15 protein-coding genes and 2 tRNA genes are annotated in these 16,014 nt (G+C 72.6%); 8 read left to right on the top strand and 9 right to left on the bottom strand.

What is annotated here, in order from left to right; translation table 11 throughout:
• Positions 1-60: 60 nt before the first annotated feature.
• The 5 genes from clpX to OSB71_RS13655 all read right to left on the bottom strand — a co-directional run bounded on the left by clpX (position 61) and on the right by OSB71_RS13655 (position 4,749).
• The gene (clpX, locus tag OSB71_RS13675; RefSeq protein WP_265947989.1) at positions 61-1,344 is read right to left on the bottom strand and encodes an ATP-dependent Clp protease ATP-binding subunit ClpX; all 1,284 of its coding nucleotides are present in this window, start codon (positions 1,342-1,344) and stop codon (positions 61-63) included.
• A gap of 137 nt (positions 1,345-1,481) precedes the next feature.
• Complete coding sequence (locus OSB71_RS13670; protein ID WP_265947987.1) at positions 1,482-2,156, bottom strand: ATP-dependent Clp protease proteolytic subunit; 675 nt, start codon at positions 2,154-2,156, stop codon at positions 1,482-1,484.
• A 70-nt stretch (positions 2,157-2,226) separates the two neighbouring features.
• Positions 2,227-2,835: an ATP-dependent Clp protease proteolytic subunit gene (locus tag OSB71_RS13665; RefSeq protein WP_265948077.1), complete on the bottom strand. Its 609-nt coding sequence runs from the start codon at positions 2,833-2,835 to the stop codon at positions 2,227-2,229.
• A gap of 261 nt (positions 2,836-3,096) precedes the next feature.
• A complete protein-coding gene (tig, locus tag OSB71_RS13660; RefSeq protein ID WP_265947985.1) occupies positions 3,097-4,533 on the bottom strand; it encodes a trigger factor in 1,437 nt (478 codons plus the stop codon).
• Between the two features lie 139 nt (positions 4,534-4,672).
• Positions 4,673-4,749: transfer RNA gene (locus OSB71_RS13655), tRNA-Pro, on the bottom strand.
• Positions 4,750-4,853: 104 nt separating this feature from the next.
• Here OSB71_RS13655 and OSB71_RS13650 point away from each other — a divergent pair.
• A tRNA-Gly gene (locus OSB71_RS13650) sits at positions 4,854-4,924 on the top strand.
• Positions 4,925-5,046: 122 nt separating this feature from the next.
• Here OSB71_RS13650 and OSB71_RS13645 read toward each other — a convergent pair.
• Positions 5,047-5,241 (bottom strand): hypothetical protein, encoded by a 195-nt coding sequence (locus tag OSB71_RS13645; RefSeq protein WP_265947983.1) that lies wholly within the window; start codon positions 5,239-5,241, stop codon positions 5,047-5,049.
• A 384-nt stretch (positions 5,242-5,625) separates the two neighbouring features.
• Here OSB71_RS13645 and OSB71_RS13640 point away from each other — a divergent pair, with 384 nt between their 5' ends.
• Positions 5,626-6,777 (top strand): acyltransferase family protein, encoded by a 1,152-nt coding sequence (locus OSB71_RS13640; RefSeq protein WP_265947981.1) that lies wholly within the window; start codon positions 5,626-5,628, stop codon positions 6,775-6,777.
• 40 nt (positions 6,778-6,817) lie between these two features.
• Here the strand turns inward: OSB71_RS13640 and OSB71_RS13635 are convergent, their stop codons facing one another.
• Positions 6,818-7,972 (bottom strand): PP2C family protein-serine/threonine phosphatase, encoded by a 1,155-nt coding sequence (locus tag OSB71_RS13635; protein ID WP_265947979.1) that lies wholly within the window; start codon positions 7,970-7,972, stop codon positions 6,818-6,820.
• A gap of 112 nt (positions 7,973-8,084) precedes the next feature.
• Here OSB71_RS13635 and OSB71_RS13630 point away from each other — a divergent pair, with 112 nt between their 5' ends.
• On the top strand, positions 8,085-9,317 hold the full coding sequence (locus OSB71_RS13630) for a GNAT family N-acetyltransferase (protein ID WP_265947977.1): 1,233 nt from the start codon (positions 8,085-8,087) through the stop codon (positions 9,315-9,317).
• A gap of 76 nt (positions 9,318-9,393) precedes the next feature.
• Here the strand turns inward: OSB71_RS13630 and OSB71_RS13625 are convergent, their stop codons facing one another.
• On the bottom strand, positions 9,394-10,257 hold the full coding sequence (locus OSB71_RS13625; protein ID WP_265947976.1) for an Fpg/Nei family DNA glycosylase: 864 nt from the start codon (positions 10,255-10,257) through the stop codon (positions 9,394-9,396).
• Positions 10,258-10,270: 13 nt separating this feature from the next.
• Positions 10,271-10,759 (bottom strand): ribose-5-phosphate isomerase, encoded by a 489-nt coding sequence (locus tag OSB71_RS13620; protein ID WP_265947975.1) that lies wholly within the window; start codon positions 10,757-10,759, stop codon positions 10,271-10,273.
• A gap of 90 nt (positions 10,760-10,849) precedes the next feature.
• Between OSB71_RS13620 and folC the strand changes: the two genes are divergently transcribed.
• The 5 genes from folC to mreC all read left to right on the top strand — a co-directional run bounded on the left by folC (position 10,850) and on the right by mreC (position 16,014).
• Positions 10,850-12,436 carry a bifunctional tetrahydrofolate synthase/dihydrofolate synthase gene (folC, locus tag OSB71_RS13615; protein ID WP_416237259.1) on the top strand — a complete coding sequence of 529 codons (1,587 nt, stop codon included), beginning with the start codon at positions 10,850-10,852 and terminating at the stop codon, positions 12,434-12,436.
• Positions 12,436-12,762 carry a DUF4233 domain-containing protein gene (locus OSB71_RS13610; RefSeq protein WP_265947974.1) on the top strand — a complete coding sequence of 109 codons (327 nt, stop codon included), beginning with the start codon at positions 12,436-12,438 and terminating at the stop codon, positions 12,760-12,762. The genes folC and OSB71_RS13610 overlap by 1 nt, the downstream gene beginning before the upstream one ends.
• A 318-nt stretch (positions 12,763-13,080) precedes the next feature.
• Positions 13,081-13,494, top strand: a complete 414-nt coding sequence (ndk, locus tag OSB71_RS13605) for a nucleoside-diphosphate kinase (RefSeq protein WP_265947973.1) — start codon at positions 13,081-13,083, stop codon at positions 13,492-13,494.
• Between the two features lie 249 nt (positions 13,495-13,743).
• On the top strand, positions 13,744-14,763 hold the full coding sequence (locus OSB71_RS13600; protein WP_265948074.1) for a rod shape-determining protein: 1,020 nt from the start codon (positions 13,744-13,746) through the stop codon (positions 14,761-14,763).
• A 132-nt stretch (positions 14,764-14,895) separates the two neighbouring features.
• Positions 14,896-16,014 carry a rod shape-determining protein MreC gene (gene mreC, locus OSB71_RS13595; protein WP_265947972.1) on the top strand — a complete coding sequence of 373 codons (1,119 nt, stop codon included), beginning with the start codon at positions 14,896-14,898 and terminating at the stop codon, positions 16,012-16,014.

Here is a 16,014-nt window from a genome sequence, read left to right as displayed (position 1 = left end):
GGTGGGCCCGACGCGTCGCGCGTCGGGCCCACCGGCGTCGCGCCGGGCGCGGGGCGCGCCCTACGCCGACTTCTCCGTCGGCCCGGCCTCGTTGCCGCGCGAGCGCGGCACCAGCGTGGGGTTGACGTTGGAGTGCACGACGTCGGCGGTGATGACGACGCGGGCCACGTCCTTGCGGGAGGGGACCTCGTACATCACCGACATCAGCACCTCCTCCATGATCGCGCGCAGGCCGCGCGCGCCGGTGCCGCGCAGGATGGCCTGGTCGGCGATGGCCTCCAGCGCCGGGCGGTCGAAGTCCAGCTCCACGCCGTCCAGTTCGAACAGCCGCTGGTACTGCTTGATCAGCGCGTTGCGCGGCTCCACGAGGATCTTCAGCAGCGCCTCGCGGTCGAGGTTGTGCACCGAGGTGATCACCGGCAGACGGCCGATGAACTCCGGGATCATCCCGAACTTCACCAGGTCCTCCGGCATGACCTCCTCGAAGTGGTTGGCGGCGTCCAGCTCGCGCTTGGAGCGGATCGTCGCGCCGAAGCCGATGCCCTTCGCGCCCGCCCGGGACTCGATGATCTTCTCCAGGCCGGCGAACGCGCCGCCCACGATGAACAGCACGTTCGTCGTGTCGATCTGGATGAACTCCTGGTGCGGGTGCTTGCGGCCGCCCTGTGGCGGCACGGAGGCCGTGGTGCCCTCCAGGATCTTCAGCAGCGCCTGCTGCACGCCCTCGCCGGAGACGTCGCGCGTGATCGACGGGTTCTCGCTCTTGCGCGCCACCTTGTCGATCTCGTCGATGTAGATGATGCCCGTCTCGGCCTTGCGCACGTCGTAGTCGGCCGCCTGGATCAGCTTCAGCAGGATGTTCTCCACGTCCTCGCCGACGTACCCGGCCTCCGTGAGCGCGGTGGCGTCGGCCAGGGCGAAGGGGACGTTGAGCATGCGGGCGAGGGTCTGCGCCAGCAGCGTCTTGCCGGAGCCGGTCGGGCCGAGGAGCAGGATGTTGGACTTGGCCAGCTCGATGCCGTCGTCCTTGCCCTGGCCGCCGTTCTCCCCGGCCTGCACCCGCTTGTAGTGGTTGTAGACGGCGACCGAGAGCGCCTTCTTGGCGGCCTCCTGGCCGACCACGTAGCCCTCGAGGAACTCGTAGATCTCGCGCGGCTTGGGCAGTTCGTCCCAACGCACCTCGGAGGACTCGGCGAGCTCCTCCTCGATGATCTCGTTGCAGAGGTCGATGCACTCGTCGCAGATGTAGACCCCCGGGCCCGCGATGAGCTTCTTCACCTGCTTCTGGCTCTTGCCGCAGAACGAGCACTTGAGCAGGTCGCCGCCATCACCGATGCGTGCCACGAGGTGCTTCCCCTTCGCCTGTCACCGCCGGGGCCCCGACGGTGCCTGGTCCTTGCTCTCCGAAGGTACCTTGCCTAGACCTTCGCGTGGGCCCCCCTCGGCCGGAATCGACGCGAGGGGGGCGCGGAGCCCGTTGGTCAGACCGCGACGGAGCCCTTGCGCGTGGACACGATCTGGTCGACCAGACCGTACGCCAGCGCCTCCTCCGCGGTGAGGATCTTGTCCCGCTCGATGTCGTCGCGGATCTGGTCGATCGGCTTCGTGGAGTGCGTGGAGAGCATCTCCTCGAGCTGCGTGCGCATCCGCTGGATCTCGTTCGCGGCGATCTCCAGGTCCGAGACCTGGCCGCGCCCGGTCTCGCTGTAGGGCTGGTGGATCAGGATGCGCGCGTTGGGCAGCGCCATCCGCTTGCCGGGCGTGCCGGCCGCCAGCAGCACGGCCGCCGCGGACGCCGCCTGGCCCATGCACACCGTCTGCACGTCCGGCTTGACGAACTGCATCGTGTCGTAGATGGCCGTCAGGGCGGTGAAGGACCCGCCGGGGGAGTTGATGTAGATCGAGATGTCGCGGTCCGGGTCGATCGACTCCAGGCACAGGAGCTGCGCCATGACGTCGTTGGCCGAGGCGTCGTCGATCTGCACGCCGAGGAAGATCACCCGCTCCTCGAAGAGCTTCGCGTACGGGTCGTACTCACGCACGCCCTGCGAGGTGCGCTCCACGAAGCGCGGCACGACGTAGCGGGCCTCGGGGGCCGGCCCGGTGAAGCGCGCGTCGGAGCGCTCGTACAGGCCGTTTCCGGGGTAGTTGTTCATTGGGGTGACCACCGTTCCTGGTGTCCTGTGAGAGCTGGCTGCGGGGCTGCGTGGGGGCGCTGTGCGGGGCTCAGGCGCCCGTGCCGCCGCCACCGGGGATGTCGGCCGCCGAGCCGATGACGCCGTCCAGCAGGCCGTAGTCCCGGGCCTCCTCGGCGCTGAACCAGCGGTCCCGGTCGGCGTCCCGGTTCCACTGCTCGACCGTCTGCCCGGTGTGCTGGGCCGAGAGCTGGGCCATCTTCTTCTTGGTGCGCAGGAGCTGCTCGGCGTGGATCTTGATGTCCGAGGCCGAGCCGGCGAGTCCGGCCGAGGGCTGGTGGATCAGGATCTCGGCGTTCGGGAGCGCGAAGCGCTTGCCCGGGGTGCCGGCGCTCAGCAGGAACTGCCCCATGGAGGCGGCCAGGCCCATCGCGATCGTCACCACGTCGTTCTTGATGTACTGCATGGTGTCGTAGATCGCCATGCCCGCCGTGATCGAACCGCCGGGGCTGTTGATGTAGAGGTAGATGTCCTTGTCCGGGTCCGCGGCGAGCAGCAGCAACTGTGCGGTGATCTTGTTGGCGATGTCGTCGTCCACCGGCTGGCCGAGGAAGATGATCCGCTCGTTGAGCAGCCGGTTGTAGACCTGGTCGCCGAGGCCGCCACCGAAGTTGTTGGGCTCGCCGGCGGCGGAAGGCATCGGAAGCGTCACGTGTCCACCCTGCTCGTGTCCTGACGGCTGAGCCGCGGTGTGGGCTCTGCATGGCCGTCGCTAGCGTTCGTACATGGACCCTAACGCGCGGGCCCTGCCCCGCCATCCCGGTCCCAGACCTGTTCGCTGTGAGCGCAGGGAGCGTTTAGGCAGGTCGCGCGGGGTGTGGGGCGATCGTTGCGCCGTACGCGAACGGGCCCGCACGCTGATCGCGTGCGGACCCGTCCGATACCCGGCCCGCGGTGGGGCTCAGGCCTCGTTCTTGTTCTCGCTCCCGCCCTCGGCGGAAGCACTCTCGGCCGCACCCTCGGCGGCGTCGGTCCCGGCCTGGTCCTCGGTCTCCGCGGCGGCCTCGACGGTCTCGGCCGTCTCGTCCTCCTCGTCCAGCTCCACGGTCTCGCCGTTGCTGTCCTTGACGGTGACGGACTCCACGACCAGCGCCAGCGCCTTGCCGCGGGCGACCTCGCCCACCAGCATCGGCACCTGGCCGCCCTCGACGACGGCCTGCGCGAACTGGTCGGGGCTCATACCGGAGGACTGCGCACGCCGCATGAGGTGCTCGGTGAGCTCCTCCTGGCTGACGTTGAGCTTCTCCTTGGCCACCAGCTCGTCGAGCACGAACTGGGTGCGGATGCCCTTCTCCGCCTGCTCGCGGAGCTCGGCGTCGAAGGACTCCTCGGTCTTGTCCTGCATCTGCAGGTACGTCGCGAGGTCCATGCCCATCTGGCCGAGCTGGTGGTTGACCAGGTTGTGCTTGCGGGTGTTGATCTCGTCCTCGAGCAGCTTCTCGGGGATCGGGACCTCGACCAGACCGATCAGCTCGTCCAGCACCTTCTGCTGGGCCTCGGTGGCCTGTTCGTACTTCTTGCCCTGGGCCAGCCGCTTGCGGCTGTCCTCGCGCACCTCGCCGATGGTGTCGAACTGGCTGGCGAGCTGGGCGAAGTCGTCGTCCAGCTCGGGCAGTTCACGGGCCGAGACGGTCTGCACGGTCACCTTGACCTCGGCCTCCTGGCCGGCCGCGGAGCCGCCCTTGAGGGTGGAGGTGAAGGTGGCGGTGCCGCCGGCCTCCAGGCCGGTGACCGCCTCGTCGATGCCCTCCAGCAGCTCGCCGGAACCGATCGTGTAGTCCACGCCCTCGGCCACGCCGTCGGGCAGGACCTCGCCGTCGACCCGGGCCTCCAGGTCGATCTTGACGACGTCGCCCTCGGCGGCGGCCCGCTCGACCGGGGTGGTGGACGCGAAGCGCTCGCGGAGCTGCTCCACGGCCTGGTCCACGTCCTCGTCGGTGACCTCGACGGCGTCGACGGTGACCTCGATGCCGGAGTAGTCGGGGATCTCGATCTCCGGGCGGACGTCGACCTCGGCGGTGAACGCCAGCAGCTCGTTGTCCTTCAGCTCGGTGATGTCCACCTCGGGCTGGCCGAGCGGGTTGAGGTCACCCTCCTCGACGGCGCTCTGGTACAGCTTCGGCAGGGCGTCGTTGACGGCCTCCTCCAGCACGGCGCCACGGCCGAAACGCTGGTCGATGACGCGGGCCGGAACCTTGCCCTTGCGGAAGCCGGGCACCTGCACCTGCTGGTTGATCTTCTTGTACGCCGCGTCGAGGCTGGGCTTGAGCTCCTCGAAGGGCACCTCGACAGTGAGCCGAACCCGGGTCGGGTTCAGGTTCTCCACGGCGCTCTTCACGGTCGGTCTCCTTGGGGCTGACTGCTCGGATAAACGTCAATGAGACGTTGCCCGCGGACGGTGGGTCCGCGGACGGGGGCGCCCCGTATGCGATCGGAATACACGGACACGACACAGGCACGCGCGCCTTCATGGTACGTGGTCGGGGTGGCCGGATTCGAACCGACGACCTTCCGCTCCCAAAGCGGACGCGCTACCAAGCTGCGCCACACCCCGCCGGTGCGACACGTAGGGTACATGCCGTACGATGCACTGCGTGCCGCACTCCGGTCGGTGACCGGTTCAGGTGACCGGGACCGGCCGCGATCGGTGGGGCGCTCGCGGGCGTAGCTCAATGGTAGAGCCCCAGTCTTCCAAACTGGCTACGCGGGTTCGATTCCCGTCGCCCGCTCCGCACTCCGCCGGCCAGGCCGTCGAGGTTCGCCCCTCGCGCCCTGGCCGGCGCCGTCGTCCCGCACCCGGCCACCGGCCCGGCGTGCTCCGCCGGGCCCGTGCGCCCGCGCGGGACGTCGCTCACAGGCTGATGGAGTTCAGGGAGCTGGCCACCGAGTCCAGGAAGTTCTGGATCGTCGGGGCCATTCCGCTGGAGGCGAGGAAGAAGCCGAAGAGCGCGGCGACGATCGCCGGGCCCGCCTTGATGGAGCCGCTCCGAATCATCACCACCAGGATGATCGCGAGCAACAGCACCACAGACAGCGAAATGGCCACAACAGATCACACCTTCGGTCGGAACGCCTCGCCACCGGTATGAGGGCTGGCCGTCTGACGAGGCCATCCCCTCCGCGGCTCTCCCATCGTGCCCATCGTGCCACCAACCGGGTGAGGACAGGAGACCGCTGACACTCCGTCGGCGTACCGCGCCGGGCGGGCGGCGCCGCGGCGCCGCGGTGGGCGGGGTCGTCCCCTCCGCCCGGACGCACGGGGCGGCCCTCGGCCCGCCGGGCCAAAGCGGTGGGTGCTTTTGCGGGCAGAGCGGGCATTTCACCCCCGGTGTGGTCTCGATGCGGACACGAGGTGAAGAATTCTCGTGATCTGAGGCAACGCCGCGGCGCTGGTTTACGTCTGTCTTCCTTCCGGCTTAGAGTCCGGAGAATGTCTCACGCTGGTAACGGCCGGACGGCCCCCCCACCCATCCGCCAAGAGACGCTCGCGGCGAGTCCCCCCACCTCCCCGCCCGAGGCGCCCACCGCCTCCGCGCGCGGCTCGGCCACCGCGGCCGGTCGTGGCGGCCAGGAGCGCGACCCGTTCCTGGACAACGTCAAGTACCTGACGATCCTGCTGGTCGGCCTCGGGCACACCTGGGCGCCGATGGTGCCGGACAGCGACACGGCCGGGGCGCTGTACCTGGCGACCTACGCCTTCCACATGCCGGCGTTCATCCTCGTCTCGGGATACCTCTCGCGCGGCTTCGAGGGCCGGCCCGCGCAGATCCGGCGCCTGGTCACGGGCCTGCTCGTGCCCTACGTCGTCTTCGAGATCACGTTCACGCTGTTCATGCGGCTCATCGACAACCCCCAGCGCGAGCTGTCCCTGTTCACCCCCAGCTACGCCCTGTGGTTCCTGATCGCGCTGTTCGTCTGGCGGCTGACCACGCCGGTGTGGAAGGCGCTGCGCTGGCCGCTGCCCGTCGCCATAGGGGTCGCCATGGCGGCCAGCGCCACCCCGGGCATCGGCAGCGAGATCGACCTCATGCGGGTGCTGCAGTTCCTGCCGTTCTTCGTGCTCGGCCTCCACCTCCGCCCGGACCACTTCGAGCTGCTGCGGCACCGCGCGGCCCGGATCGCGGCCGTGCCGGTGCTGCTCGGCGCGCTGGCGTTCGGCTACTGGGCGCTGCCGCGCATGAACCACACCTGGCTGCTGCGGCAGGACGCCGCGCAGGAGATGGGCGTGCCGGGCTGGGTGGGGCCGGTGATGACGCTGGCCACCTTCGGCTGCGCGCTGGCCATGACGGCGGCGCTGCTGGCGCTGACCCCGCGCCGGACCACCTGGTTCACCTCGCTGGGCGCGGGCACGGTCTTCGCCTACCTGCTGCACGTCTACCCGATCCACCTCGCCCGCGAGTACGACTGGTACGACCTGCCCGGTGCGGACTCCACGCTCGGCCGCGTCGTCATCACCCTGATCGCGGCGGGCGTGATGACGGGGCTGTGCACGCGGCCGGTGCGCCGCCTCTTCCGCCCCGTGGTCGAGCCGAGGATGGACTGGGCCTTCCGCCGCGACGACGCCGCCGTCCGGCCCGGGTGACCTGCGGGCCGGGCCCGGATTCCCGCGCGCCGGGCGCCGGTCAGTCGCGGCAGAGGATCAGCAGGGCGCGGTCGTCGTTGACGTCGGGGGCCACCTGTTCGATCAGGTGCCACGCGGTGCCGCGGAAGCCGGTGGCGACGTAGGTGTCGGCGACCCCGGTGAGCCGGTCGATCCCGGCGTCCAGCTCCCGGTCGGCGGCCTCCACCAGCCCGTCGGTGAACAGCATCAGCACGTCGCCGCGGCGCAGCCGGCCCTTGACGGGGTGGAACTCGGCGCCGTCCAGGACGCCCAGCAGCGGGCCGTCGGCGGCGTGCCGCTGCCACGTGCCGGTGCCCGAGCAGCGCTGCACCGCCGGCAGGTGGCCGGCCGACATCAGCTCGAAGTCCCCGGTGTCCAGGTCCAGGACGAGGTGCACGGAGGTGGCGAAGCCCTCGTCCCAGTCCTGGCGCAGCAGGTAGGCGTTGGCCGCGGGCAGGAAGGCCGGGGCGGGCAGCGAGCCGAGCAGGCCGCCGAACGCGCCGGACAGCAGCAGGGCCCGGGAGGCGGCGTCCATGCCCTTGCCGGAGACGTCGGTGAGCACGACCTCCAGCGTGCGGCGCTCGGGGCCGGTGCGGGCGGCCACCACGAAGTCGCCGGAGAAGGACTGGCCGCCCGCCGGGCGCAGGGACATCTCGCGGTGCCAGCGGCGCGGCAGTTCCGGCAGCTTGCTCTGCACGCCGAGCCGCTCGCGCAGGTCGAACAGCATGGTCCCGCCGCGCATCCACGGCACGCCCACCCGCATGCGGAACTGGGCGATCAGCAGCCCGGCCAGGCTTACCGCGGCCACGACGAGCACGGTGCCGGGCGTGACGCGTCCCGCGCCCGCGGTGTAGGGGCCGAGCGCCAGGGACTCGACCACCAGCGCGAGGGCGGACGCCGCGTACAGGGTCAGCAGCCGCGCCGGGCGCAGCAGCAGCCCGCCGGCGATGACGGGGAGGACCAGCGCCTCCGGTGCCACCCACAGGGGCAGGGCCAGCGTGCCCCAGGCGAAGACGGCCACGGCCAGCAGCAGGACGCCGAAGACGGCCCAGTCGGAGCCGTGGCCGCGGAAGGAGTCGACGCCCGAGCGGCGCAGTCGCAGCCGAGTCCGGTGCCACGCCTTCCGACCGCGGTGCGGCCGGGCCGACTCGCCCGTCGAACCGGTGTGACCTGCCATGGTCGGGGACCCTATCCGGGTGCTCGCCGCCGCGTCGATTCCCACCTGTGTCCGAAGCGTCCCCGTTCGAAAACCGGATGCCCCGTGCCCGTCGACTTGATAGTCATGAGGTATGACGATTGAGCTGCGCGGGTTGCGCTCCGAGGACTGGGACTCCTGGTACGGCGCGGTCATCCGCGCCTTCGGCGGTGTGCCCGAGGAGCCGGCTGAAGAGGCCAGGTGGCGGAGCCTGGTGGAGTTCGAACGCGGGATCGCCGCGGTGGACGGCACGGAGATCGTGGGCACCGCGAGCACCTTCTCCTTCCGCGTGACGGTGCCCGGGGGCGCCCTCGTCCCCGCCGCGGGGCTGACGCTGGTGAGCGTCGCGGCCACCCACCGGCGCCGGGGCGTGCTCAGGTCGATGATGCGGCGCCAGCTCGACGCCGTCCACGAGGCCGGTGAGCCGCTGGCCGTGCTGACGGCCTCCGAGCCCGCGATCTACGGACGGTTCGGCTACGGCGTCGCCACCCAGGAGCTGCGCGCCACGGTGGACACCGACCGCGTGGAACTGCGGACGCCGCCGGGCACCGACGACGTGCGGGTCCGCTGGGCGGACCCGGCGAAGTCGCTGGCGCGGTGCGAGGAGCTCTACGCCCGCCTGGTGCCGACACGCCCGGGCAGGCTGGAGCGGATCTCGCACACCTGGGCCGAGGACCAGATCGCCGACCCGGAGAGCGGGCGCAAGGGCGCCTCGCCCCTGATGTGCGTGCTGGCCGAGCGCGACGGCGAGCTGGTCGGGTACGCCCGCTACTCCGTCACGCCCGACTGGGACGACGCGGGCCCGCGGGGCACCGTCAACGTGCGCGACCTGGAGGCGCTCGACCCGGCCGCCGACGCCGCGCTGTGGCGCTTCCTGGCGGGCATCGACCTCACCTCGCGGATCGAGACCGGCGCGCGGCCGCTGGACGACCCGTGGCAGTACCTCGTCTCCGACCCGCGCCGCTGCAACCGCCGCCTGCGCGACGGGCTGTACCTGCGCCCGGTCGACGTGGGCGCCGCGCTCGCGGCCCGCTCCTACGCGCGCCCGGTGGACGTGGTGCTCGACGTCGGCGACGACTTCTGCCCCTGGAACACCGGCCGCTGGCGGCTGGCGGGCGACACCGCGGGGGCGGTGTGCGAGCGCACCGACGCTCCGGCGGACCTGGCGCTGACGGTGCGCGAGCTGGGCTCGGCCTACCTCGGCGGCGAGCCGCTGTACGCGCTGGCCGCGGCCGGCCGGGTGCGGGAGCTGCGCGCCGGCGCGCTGGAGGCGGCCTCCACGGCGTTCTCCGCGTCCCGCGCCCCGTGGCTGCCGCACGGGTTCTGATTCTGACGGCGCGCGCGGGGCGCGCGAGGGGGTGGCGGCCCGCCGGAGCGGCCGGCCGCCACCGGAGCGGCCGCGGTCAGCCCCGCTGGCAGGCCGGGCACCAGAACAGGTTGCGGCCCGCCAGCTCGGCGGTGCGCACCCGGGCGGCGCACACGTGGCACGGCCGGTCCGCCCGCCGGTAGACGTACACCTCGCCGCCGTGGTCGTCCACGCGCGGCGGCCGGCCCATCGCCTCGGGGGTGTGCTCGGGGCGCACGGTGTCGATGCGGCCCGAGCGCACGCCGTGGGGCATCAGCTCCACCAGGTCCTCCCACAGCGCCCGCCACTGCGCCCGGGTCAGTTCCCGGCCGGGCCGGTACGGGTCGACGCCGTGCCGGAACAGCACTTCCGCCCGGTAGACGTTGCCGACGCCCGAGACCACCTTCTGGTCCAGCAGCAGCGCGGCGATGGCGGTGCGGCTGCGCGCTATCCGCGCCCACGCCCGCTCCGGGTCGGCGTCCGGGCGCAGCGGGTCGGGGCCGAGCCGCGCGGCGACGGCGGCCTTGTCCGCGTCGGTGACCAGGGCGCACCGGGTGGGTCCGCGCAGGTCGGCGTGGCCGCGCTCGCCCGCCAGCCGCAGCCGCACGGTGGGCGCCGGGGGGTCGTCGGCGTCCCCCGGCGCGCCGAAGTACACCTTCCCGAACAGGCCGAGGTGGATGTGCACCCAGCCGACGCCCGGCCCGGGTGCCCGACCCTCCCGAGACCCCTGGGGCCCCGGGGGCCCCAGGAACCCCAGGAACAGGTGCTTGCCGACGGCCTCCGCCGTGGTCAGCCACCGCCCGTCCAGCAGGGCCGCGCCGTCGGCGAAGGTGCCCTGCGGGCTGCTGGCCCGCACCGGGCCGCCGCCGAACCGCTCGCGGTAGGCGGCGGCCAACCGGTGGATCGTGTGGCCTTCGGGCATCGGCGGGCGGCCGTCAGCCCTGCTGCGGGTGGTGCGCGGGGACGGGCGGCAGCTCCCGCGTCTCCTCGTAGCCGCCGAGCTGGTCGATGCGGCGCTGGTGCCGGGCGTCGCCGGAGAACGGGGTCGCCAGGAAGGTCTCCACGAAGCGGGTGGCCTCCTCGGTGGAGTGCATCCGGGCCCCGATGCTGATCACGTTCGCGTCGTTGTGCTCGCGCCCCAGCGCCGCCGTCTGCTCGCTCCAGGCCAGCACCGCGCGCACGCCCCTGACCTTGTTGGCCGCGATCTGCTCGCCGTTGCCCGAACCGCCCACCACGATGCCCAGGGCGTCCGGGTCCCCGGCGGCGCCCTCGGCGGCGCGCAGGCAGAACGGCGGGTAGTCGTCGGCGGCGTCGTACAGGTGCGGGCCGCAGTCGACGGGCTCGTGCCCGGCCTCCTTCAGCCACTCCACCAGGTGGTTCTTCAGTTCGTAGCCCGCGTGATCCGAGCCCAGGTAGACGCGCATGGGCATGAGTGTGGCACGGCCGGACCACCGCGATCGCTCCGGGGCGGGCACCCCGCGTGGTTCCGCGCCGGCCTCCGTAGACTGGCCCGCGTGAGCGAGACCCCCAGCACCCCCGGCCCCGGCCCCGACGACCCGCACGGCTTCGACCCGTCCCCCAGGGACGCGGACCGCGAGGAGCCCGCGGAGCACGAGGAGTTCGACGCGATCGTGGGCCAGGAGGCGCGGCGCGACCCCGACCTCGCGGTGATCGAGGCCGGCAGCCGCACCCTGCGCACCCAGGCCGGACCGCTCACCGCCGACGCCGCGCTGGAGGTGCCCGCGCGGCCCGCCGACCCGGAGGTCGACCGGGCCCTGCGCGACGTCGAGCAGGCCCTCCTCGACCGCTGGCCCGAGACGCGCCTGGACCCCACCCTGGACCGCGTGCGCGCGCTGATGGACCTGCTCGGGGAGCCGCAGCGCTCCTTCCAGTCCGTGCACATCACCGGCACCAACGGCAAGACCAGCACCGCCCGCATGATCGACGCCCTGCTGCGCGCCTTCGAGCTGCGCACCGGGCGCTACAGCAGCCCGCACGTGCAGTCGATGACCGAGCGCGTCAGCGTGGACGGGCTGCCGCTGCCCCCCGAGACCTTCATCCGCGCCTACGAGGACATCAAGCCGTTCCTCGACCTGGTCGACGCGGCGCAGGAGCACCGGCTGTCCTTCTTCGAGGCGCTCACCGGGATGGCGTACGCGGCCTTCGCGGACGCGCCGGTGGAGGTCGCCGTCGTCGAGGTCGGCCTGGGCGGCACCTGGGACGCCACCAACGTCATCGACGCGGGCGTCTCCGTCGTCACCCCGATCGCGCTGGACCACACCGACCGGCTGGGCGGCACCCCCGCCGAGATCGCCCGCGAGAAGGCGGGCGTCATCAAGCCGGGCGCGACCGTCGTGCTGGCCCAGCAGCCGGTGGACGCCGCCTCCGTGCTGCTGAACCACGCCGCCGAGGTGGGCGCCACGGTGGCCCGCGAGGGGCTGGAGTTCGGCGTCGTCCGGCGGGAGGTCGCCGTCGGCGGGCAGCTCCTCACGCTGCGCGGGCTCGGTGGCGAGTACCCGGACCTCTTCCTGCCGCTGCACGGCGCCCACATGGCGCACAACGCCGCGGTGGCGCTGGCGGCCGTCGAGGCGTTCTTCGGCGTCGGCGCCGAGCCCGGCCGCACCCTGGACATCGACGCCGTGCGCACCGCCTTCGCCGCGGTGACCTCGCCCGGCCGTCTGGAGCTGGTGCGCAGCAGTCCCTCGGTCCTGCTGGACGCCGCGCACAACCCCGCCGGCGCCCAGGCCACCGCGACGGCGGTCTCGGAGGCGTTCGGCTTCAGCCGCCTGGTCGGCGTCGTGGGCCCCAGCGGGGACAAGGACGTGCGCGGGGTGCTCGAAGCGCTGGAGCCGGTGCTCGCCGAGATCGTCGTCACGCGCAACTCCACCCCGCGCGCGATGGACGTCGACGCCCTGGCCGCCCTCGCCGTCGAGGTGTTCGGGGAGGAGCGGGTCCAGGTCGAACCGCGGCTGGACGACGCGCTGGAGGTGGCGATCACGCTGGCCGAAGAGGAGCACGAGTACGCGGGCGCCGGGGTGCTGGTGACGGGCTCGGTGGTCACCGTCGGGGAGGCGCGGCTGCTGCTGGGCAGGGACCGCTGATGCGCACGCTGTGCGCCTCCACGCTGATCGGCGAGTTCTTCGTCATCGGGCTCGCCGCCCTGGTGGCCCTGCGGCTGACCGACCACTCCGCCACCGCCGTCTGGGTCGTCTCGGGTGCCGCCATGGCCCTGTGCCTGGTGGTGTGCGGCCTGCTCGGCCGCCCCGGCGGCGTCCAGCTCGGGTGGGCCCTGCAACTCGGCCTCGTCGCCGCCGGTTTCGTCGTGCCCACGATGTTCTTCCTGGGCGCGGTCTTCGCGCTGCTGTGGTGGACGTCGCTGCACTACGGCCGCAAGGTCGACGCCGCCCGGGCCGCCGCGCGCGGCTAGCCGGCGGCCGGCGCGTCCCGCCCGGCCGCGGCGCGCACCGGGGCCTCGCCGGGCGGGGGGCGCACGGCGCGGCGGGCCGCTCCCGCGCCGTGCGGCGGACGGGCCCGGACGCCTGCGGCCCGCCCGGGGCGGCGAGTTGGCTCAGGGCCCGCCGGTGCGCCCCGCACGGGGGCGGCCCGGCGGGGGCGGCGGGGCGCGGCCGTGGCGGGGGAGCGCGGTAGGAGGCCCGGTGGAGCCACGGGTCGGCGTCGGCCCGTGGGGCGCGTGGCGGTAGCCTCGGGCGGGTCAGTCGCCCGGACCCCGCAAGGAGCCGCCCCCATGAGCCAGCGCACCCTCGTCCTCCTCAAGCCCGACGCGGTCCGGCGTGGACTGATGGGCGAGATCATCGGCCGCATCGAAGCGAAGGCGGGCTGGACGATCACCGCGCTGGAGCTGCGCACCCTGGACCGGTCGACGCTGGAGCAGCACTACGCGGAGCACGAGGGCCGGCCGTTCTACCCGCCGCTGCTGGAGTTCATGTCCTCCGGGCCGTCGGCCGTCCTGGTCGTGGAGGGCGAGCGGGTCATCGAGGGCGTGCGGGCGCTGGCCGGGCCGACCGACCCCGTCCAGGCCGCACCCGGCTCCATTCGGGGGGACTTCGGAACCGTGGTCCGGGAGAACCTCATTCACGCGTCGGATTCGGTCGAATCCGCCGAGCGCGAGCTGAAGATCTTCTTTCCGCGGCACGCCTGACGCCGCGTCAAGTAAAGAAGAGGACACGCGACGCGTTCCGGGAACGAATCACCCGGACGCGTCGTCTCCAGAGGCAGGACCGGTGCCGGCTGCCACCACAATGGCGCAAGCGACCCATACCCCGGGTGCGGGCGAACGCGACTACGATGGTGGCTTCCGGAGGCTCTCCGCGATCCGCAGCGCGCCCTGCCCTCTCTGCTCCACATCTGCTCCTGCTGGAAGGCCAGACGTATCCTCATGGCGAACAACATGTCGTTCATCGGCCGGGACATGGCGATCGACCTCGGGACCGCGAATACGCTGGTGTACGTCAGAGGGCGGGGAATTGTCCTCAACGAACCGTCGGTCGTCGCCATCAACACCAACACCGGCGGAATTCTCGCGGTGGGCGCCGAGGCCAAGAAGATGATCGGGCGAACGCCCGGCAACATCGTCGCCGTGCGCCCCCTGAAGGACGGTGTGATCGCCGACTTCGAGATCACGGAGCGGATGCTGCGCTACTTCATCCTGAAGGTGCACCGCCGCCGCTATCTGGCCCGGCCCCGCGTCGTCGTCTGCGTGCCCTCCGGCATCACCGGGGTGGAGCGGCGGGCCGTCATCGAGGCGTCCACCCAGGCGGGCGCCCGGCAGGTGCACATCATCGAGGAGCCGATGGCCGCCGCGATCGGCTCGGGCCTGCCCGTGCACGAGGCCACCGGGAACATGGTCGTCGATATCGGCGGCGGCACCACCGAGGTCGCCGTCATCTCGCTCGGCGGCATCGTCACCGCCCAGTCGATCCGGGTGGCCGGGGACGAGCTGGACAACGCGATCATCCAGCACGTCAAGAAGGAGTACAGCCTGCTCCTGGGCGAGCGCTCCGCCGAGTCCATCAAGATCACCATCGGCTCCGCCTACGACTTGGAGCAGGACGAGCACACCGAGATCCGCGGCCGGGACCTGGTCAGCGGGCTGCCCAAGACGGTCGTGATCTCCGCCGCCGAGGTGCGCAAGGCCATCGAGGAGCCGGTCAACTCGATCGTCGACGCCGTGAAGACCACGCTCGACAAGTGCCCGCCCGAGCTCTCCGGCGACGTGATGGACCGCGGCATCGTCCTCACAGGCGGCGGCGCCCTGCTGCGCGGCCTGGACGAGCGGCTGCGCCAGGAGACCGGCATGCCCATCCACATCGCCGAGGACCCGCTGGACTCGGTGGCGCTCGGCTCCGGCAAGTGCGTCGAGGAGTTCGAGGCGCTCCAGCAGGTGCTGGACGCCCAGCCGCGCAGGTGAGGCGCGGACACCGGACGGACCCCGCGCCGCGGGGCTCCGTTCGGCCCACAGCGGTGGACAAGCCGCCGCGAAGAGCTGAAGGTCCGTAGTAAAGACACGGTTCCGACCTAGGGGAAGGCACGGCGCGCGCACGTGAGGGACTCCCGAGAAAGCCGGCTGCTGCTCGTCCTGCTGGTGGCCGTCGCGTTCGCACTGATCACGGTGGACATCAGAAGCGGTGAGGACTCGCCGCTGGACACCGCGCGCGAGGGCGCCGCGTCGGTGTTCGGACCGGTGGAGAACGCCGTGGCGGGCGCCGTCGACCCGGTGGGCAACGCCGTCTCGGCGGTCCGCTCCTCCGGGGACCGGCACGACCGCCTGGCCGCGCTGGAGCGGGAGAACGCCGAGCTGCGCACCCGCCTGGGCTCCGACGAGCGGCGCTCCTCGCGCGACGCCCAGCTCGACAAGCTCCTGCGCACGGCCGCCGCCGGCCAGTACGGCGTCAAGGGGGCCCAGGTCGTCGCGATCGGCGCCGCCCAGGGCTTCTCCTGGACGATCACCATCGACGTCGGCGCACGCGACGGCGTCCAGCGCGACATGACCGTGCTCAACGGCGACGGACTCGTCGGCCGGGTCACCACCGTCGGGTCCAGCACCTCCACCGTGCTGCTGGCCACCGACCCGGACTTCACCGTCGGCACCCGCATGGAGGGCAGCGACGAACTCGGCTTCGCCACCGGCCGCGGCGACAGTTGGCTGACCGTCGAACTGCTCAACACCAAGGCCGAGGTGAAGAAGGGCGACCGCCTGGTCACCTTCGGCTCCAGCAACGACAAGCCCTTCGTGCCGGGCGTGCCCATCGGCGAGGTGGCCGAGGTCCCGCCGGCCACCGGAAACCTCACCCGCACCGTGCGGGTCGAGCCCTACGTCGGCTTCAGCCGGCTGGACATCGTCGGCGTCGTCGTCCAGCCGCCGCGCGAGAACCCGCGCGACACCGTGCTGCCGGACAAGCCGGGGGCCGAGCCGACGCCCACCGTGACCGTCACCGTCGGACCGGACGGCCGGCCGCTGGAGCGGGGCGAGGGCCTGGAGGGCCAGGGCGGCCAGGAGGACGAACTCACCCCCGGCGCGCCCGACGGCCCCCGCGTCCCCGACGGCCCCCGCGTCCCGGACGGCCCCCGCGCCCCCGGAGCCCCGCCCGCACCGGACGAGCTGGGCCGGGAGACCGAAGAAGTGGCCGGAGCCGACGCCCTCGACCCCGGGACGGACTGA

This window comes from Streptomyces marinisediminis, assembly GCF_026262575.1.
GTDB classification, from domain to species: domain Bacteria; phylum Actinomycetota; class Actinomycetes; order Streptomycetales; family Streptomycetaceae; genus Streptomyces; species Streptomyces marinisediminis.
The sequence above is the reverse complement of the archived record's forward strand: the minus strand, read 5'-3'. Positions and strand labels throughout refer to the sequence as shown.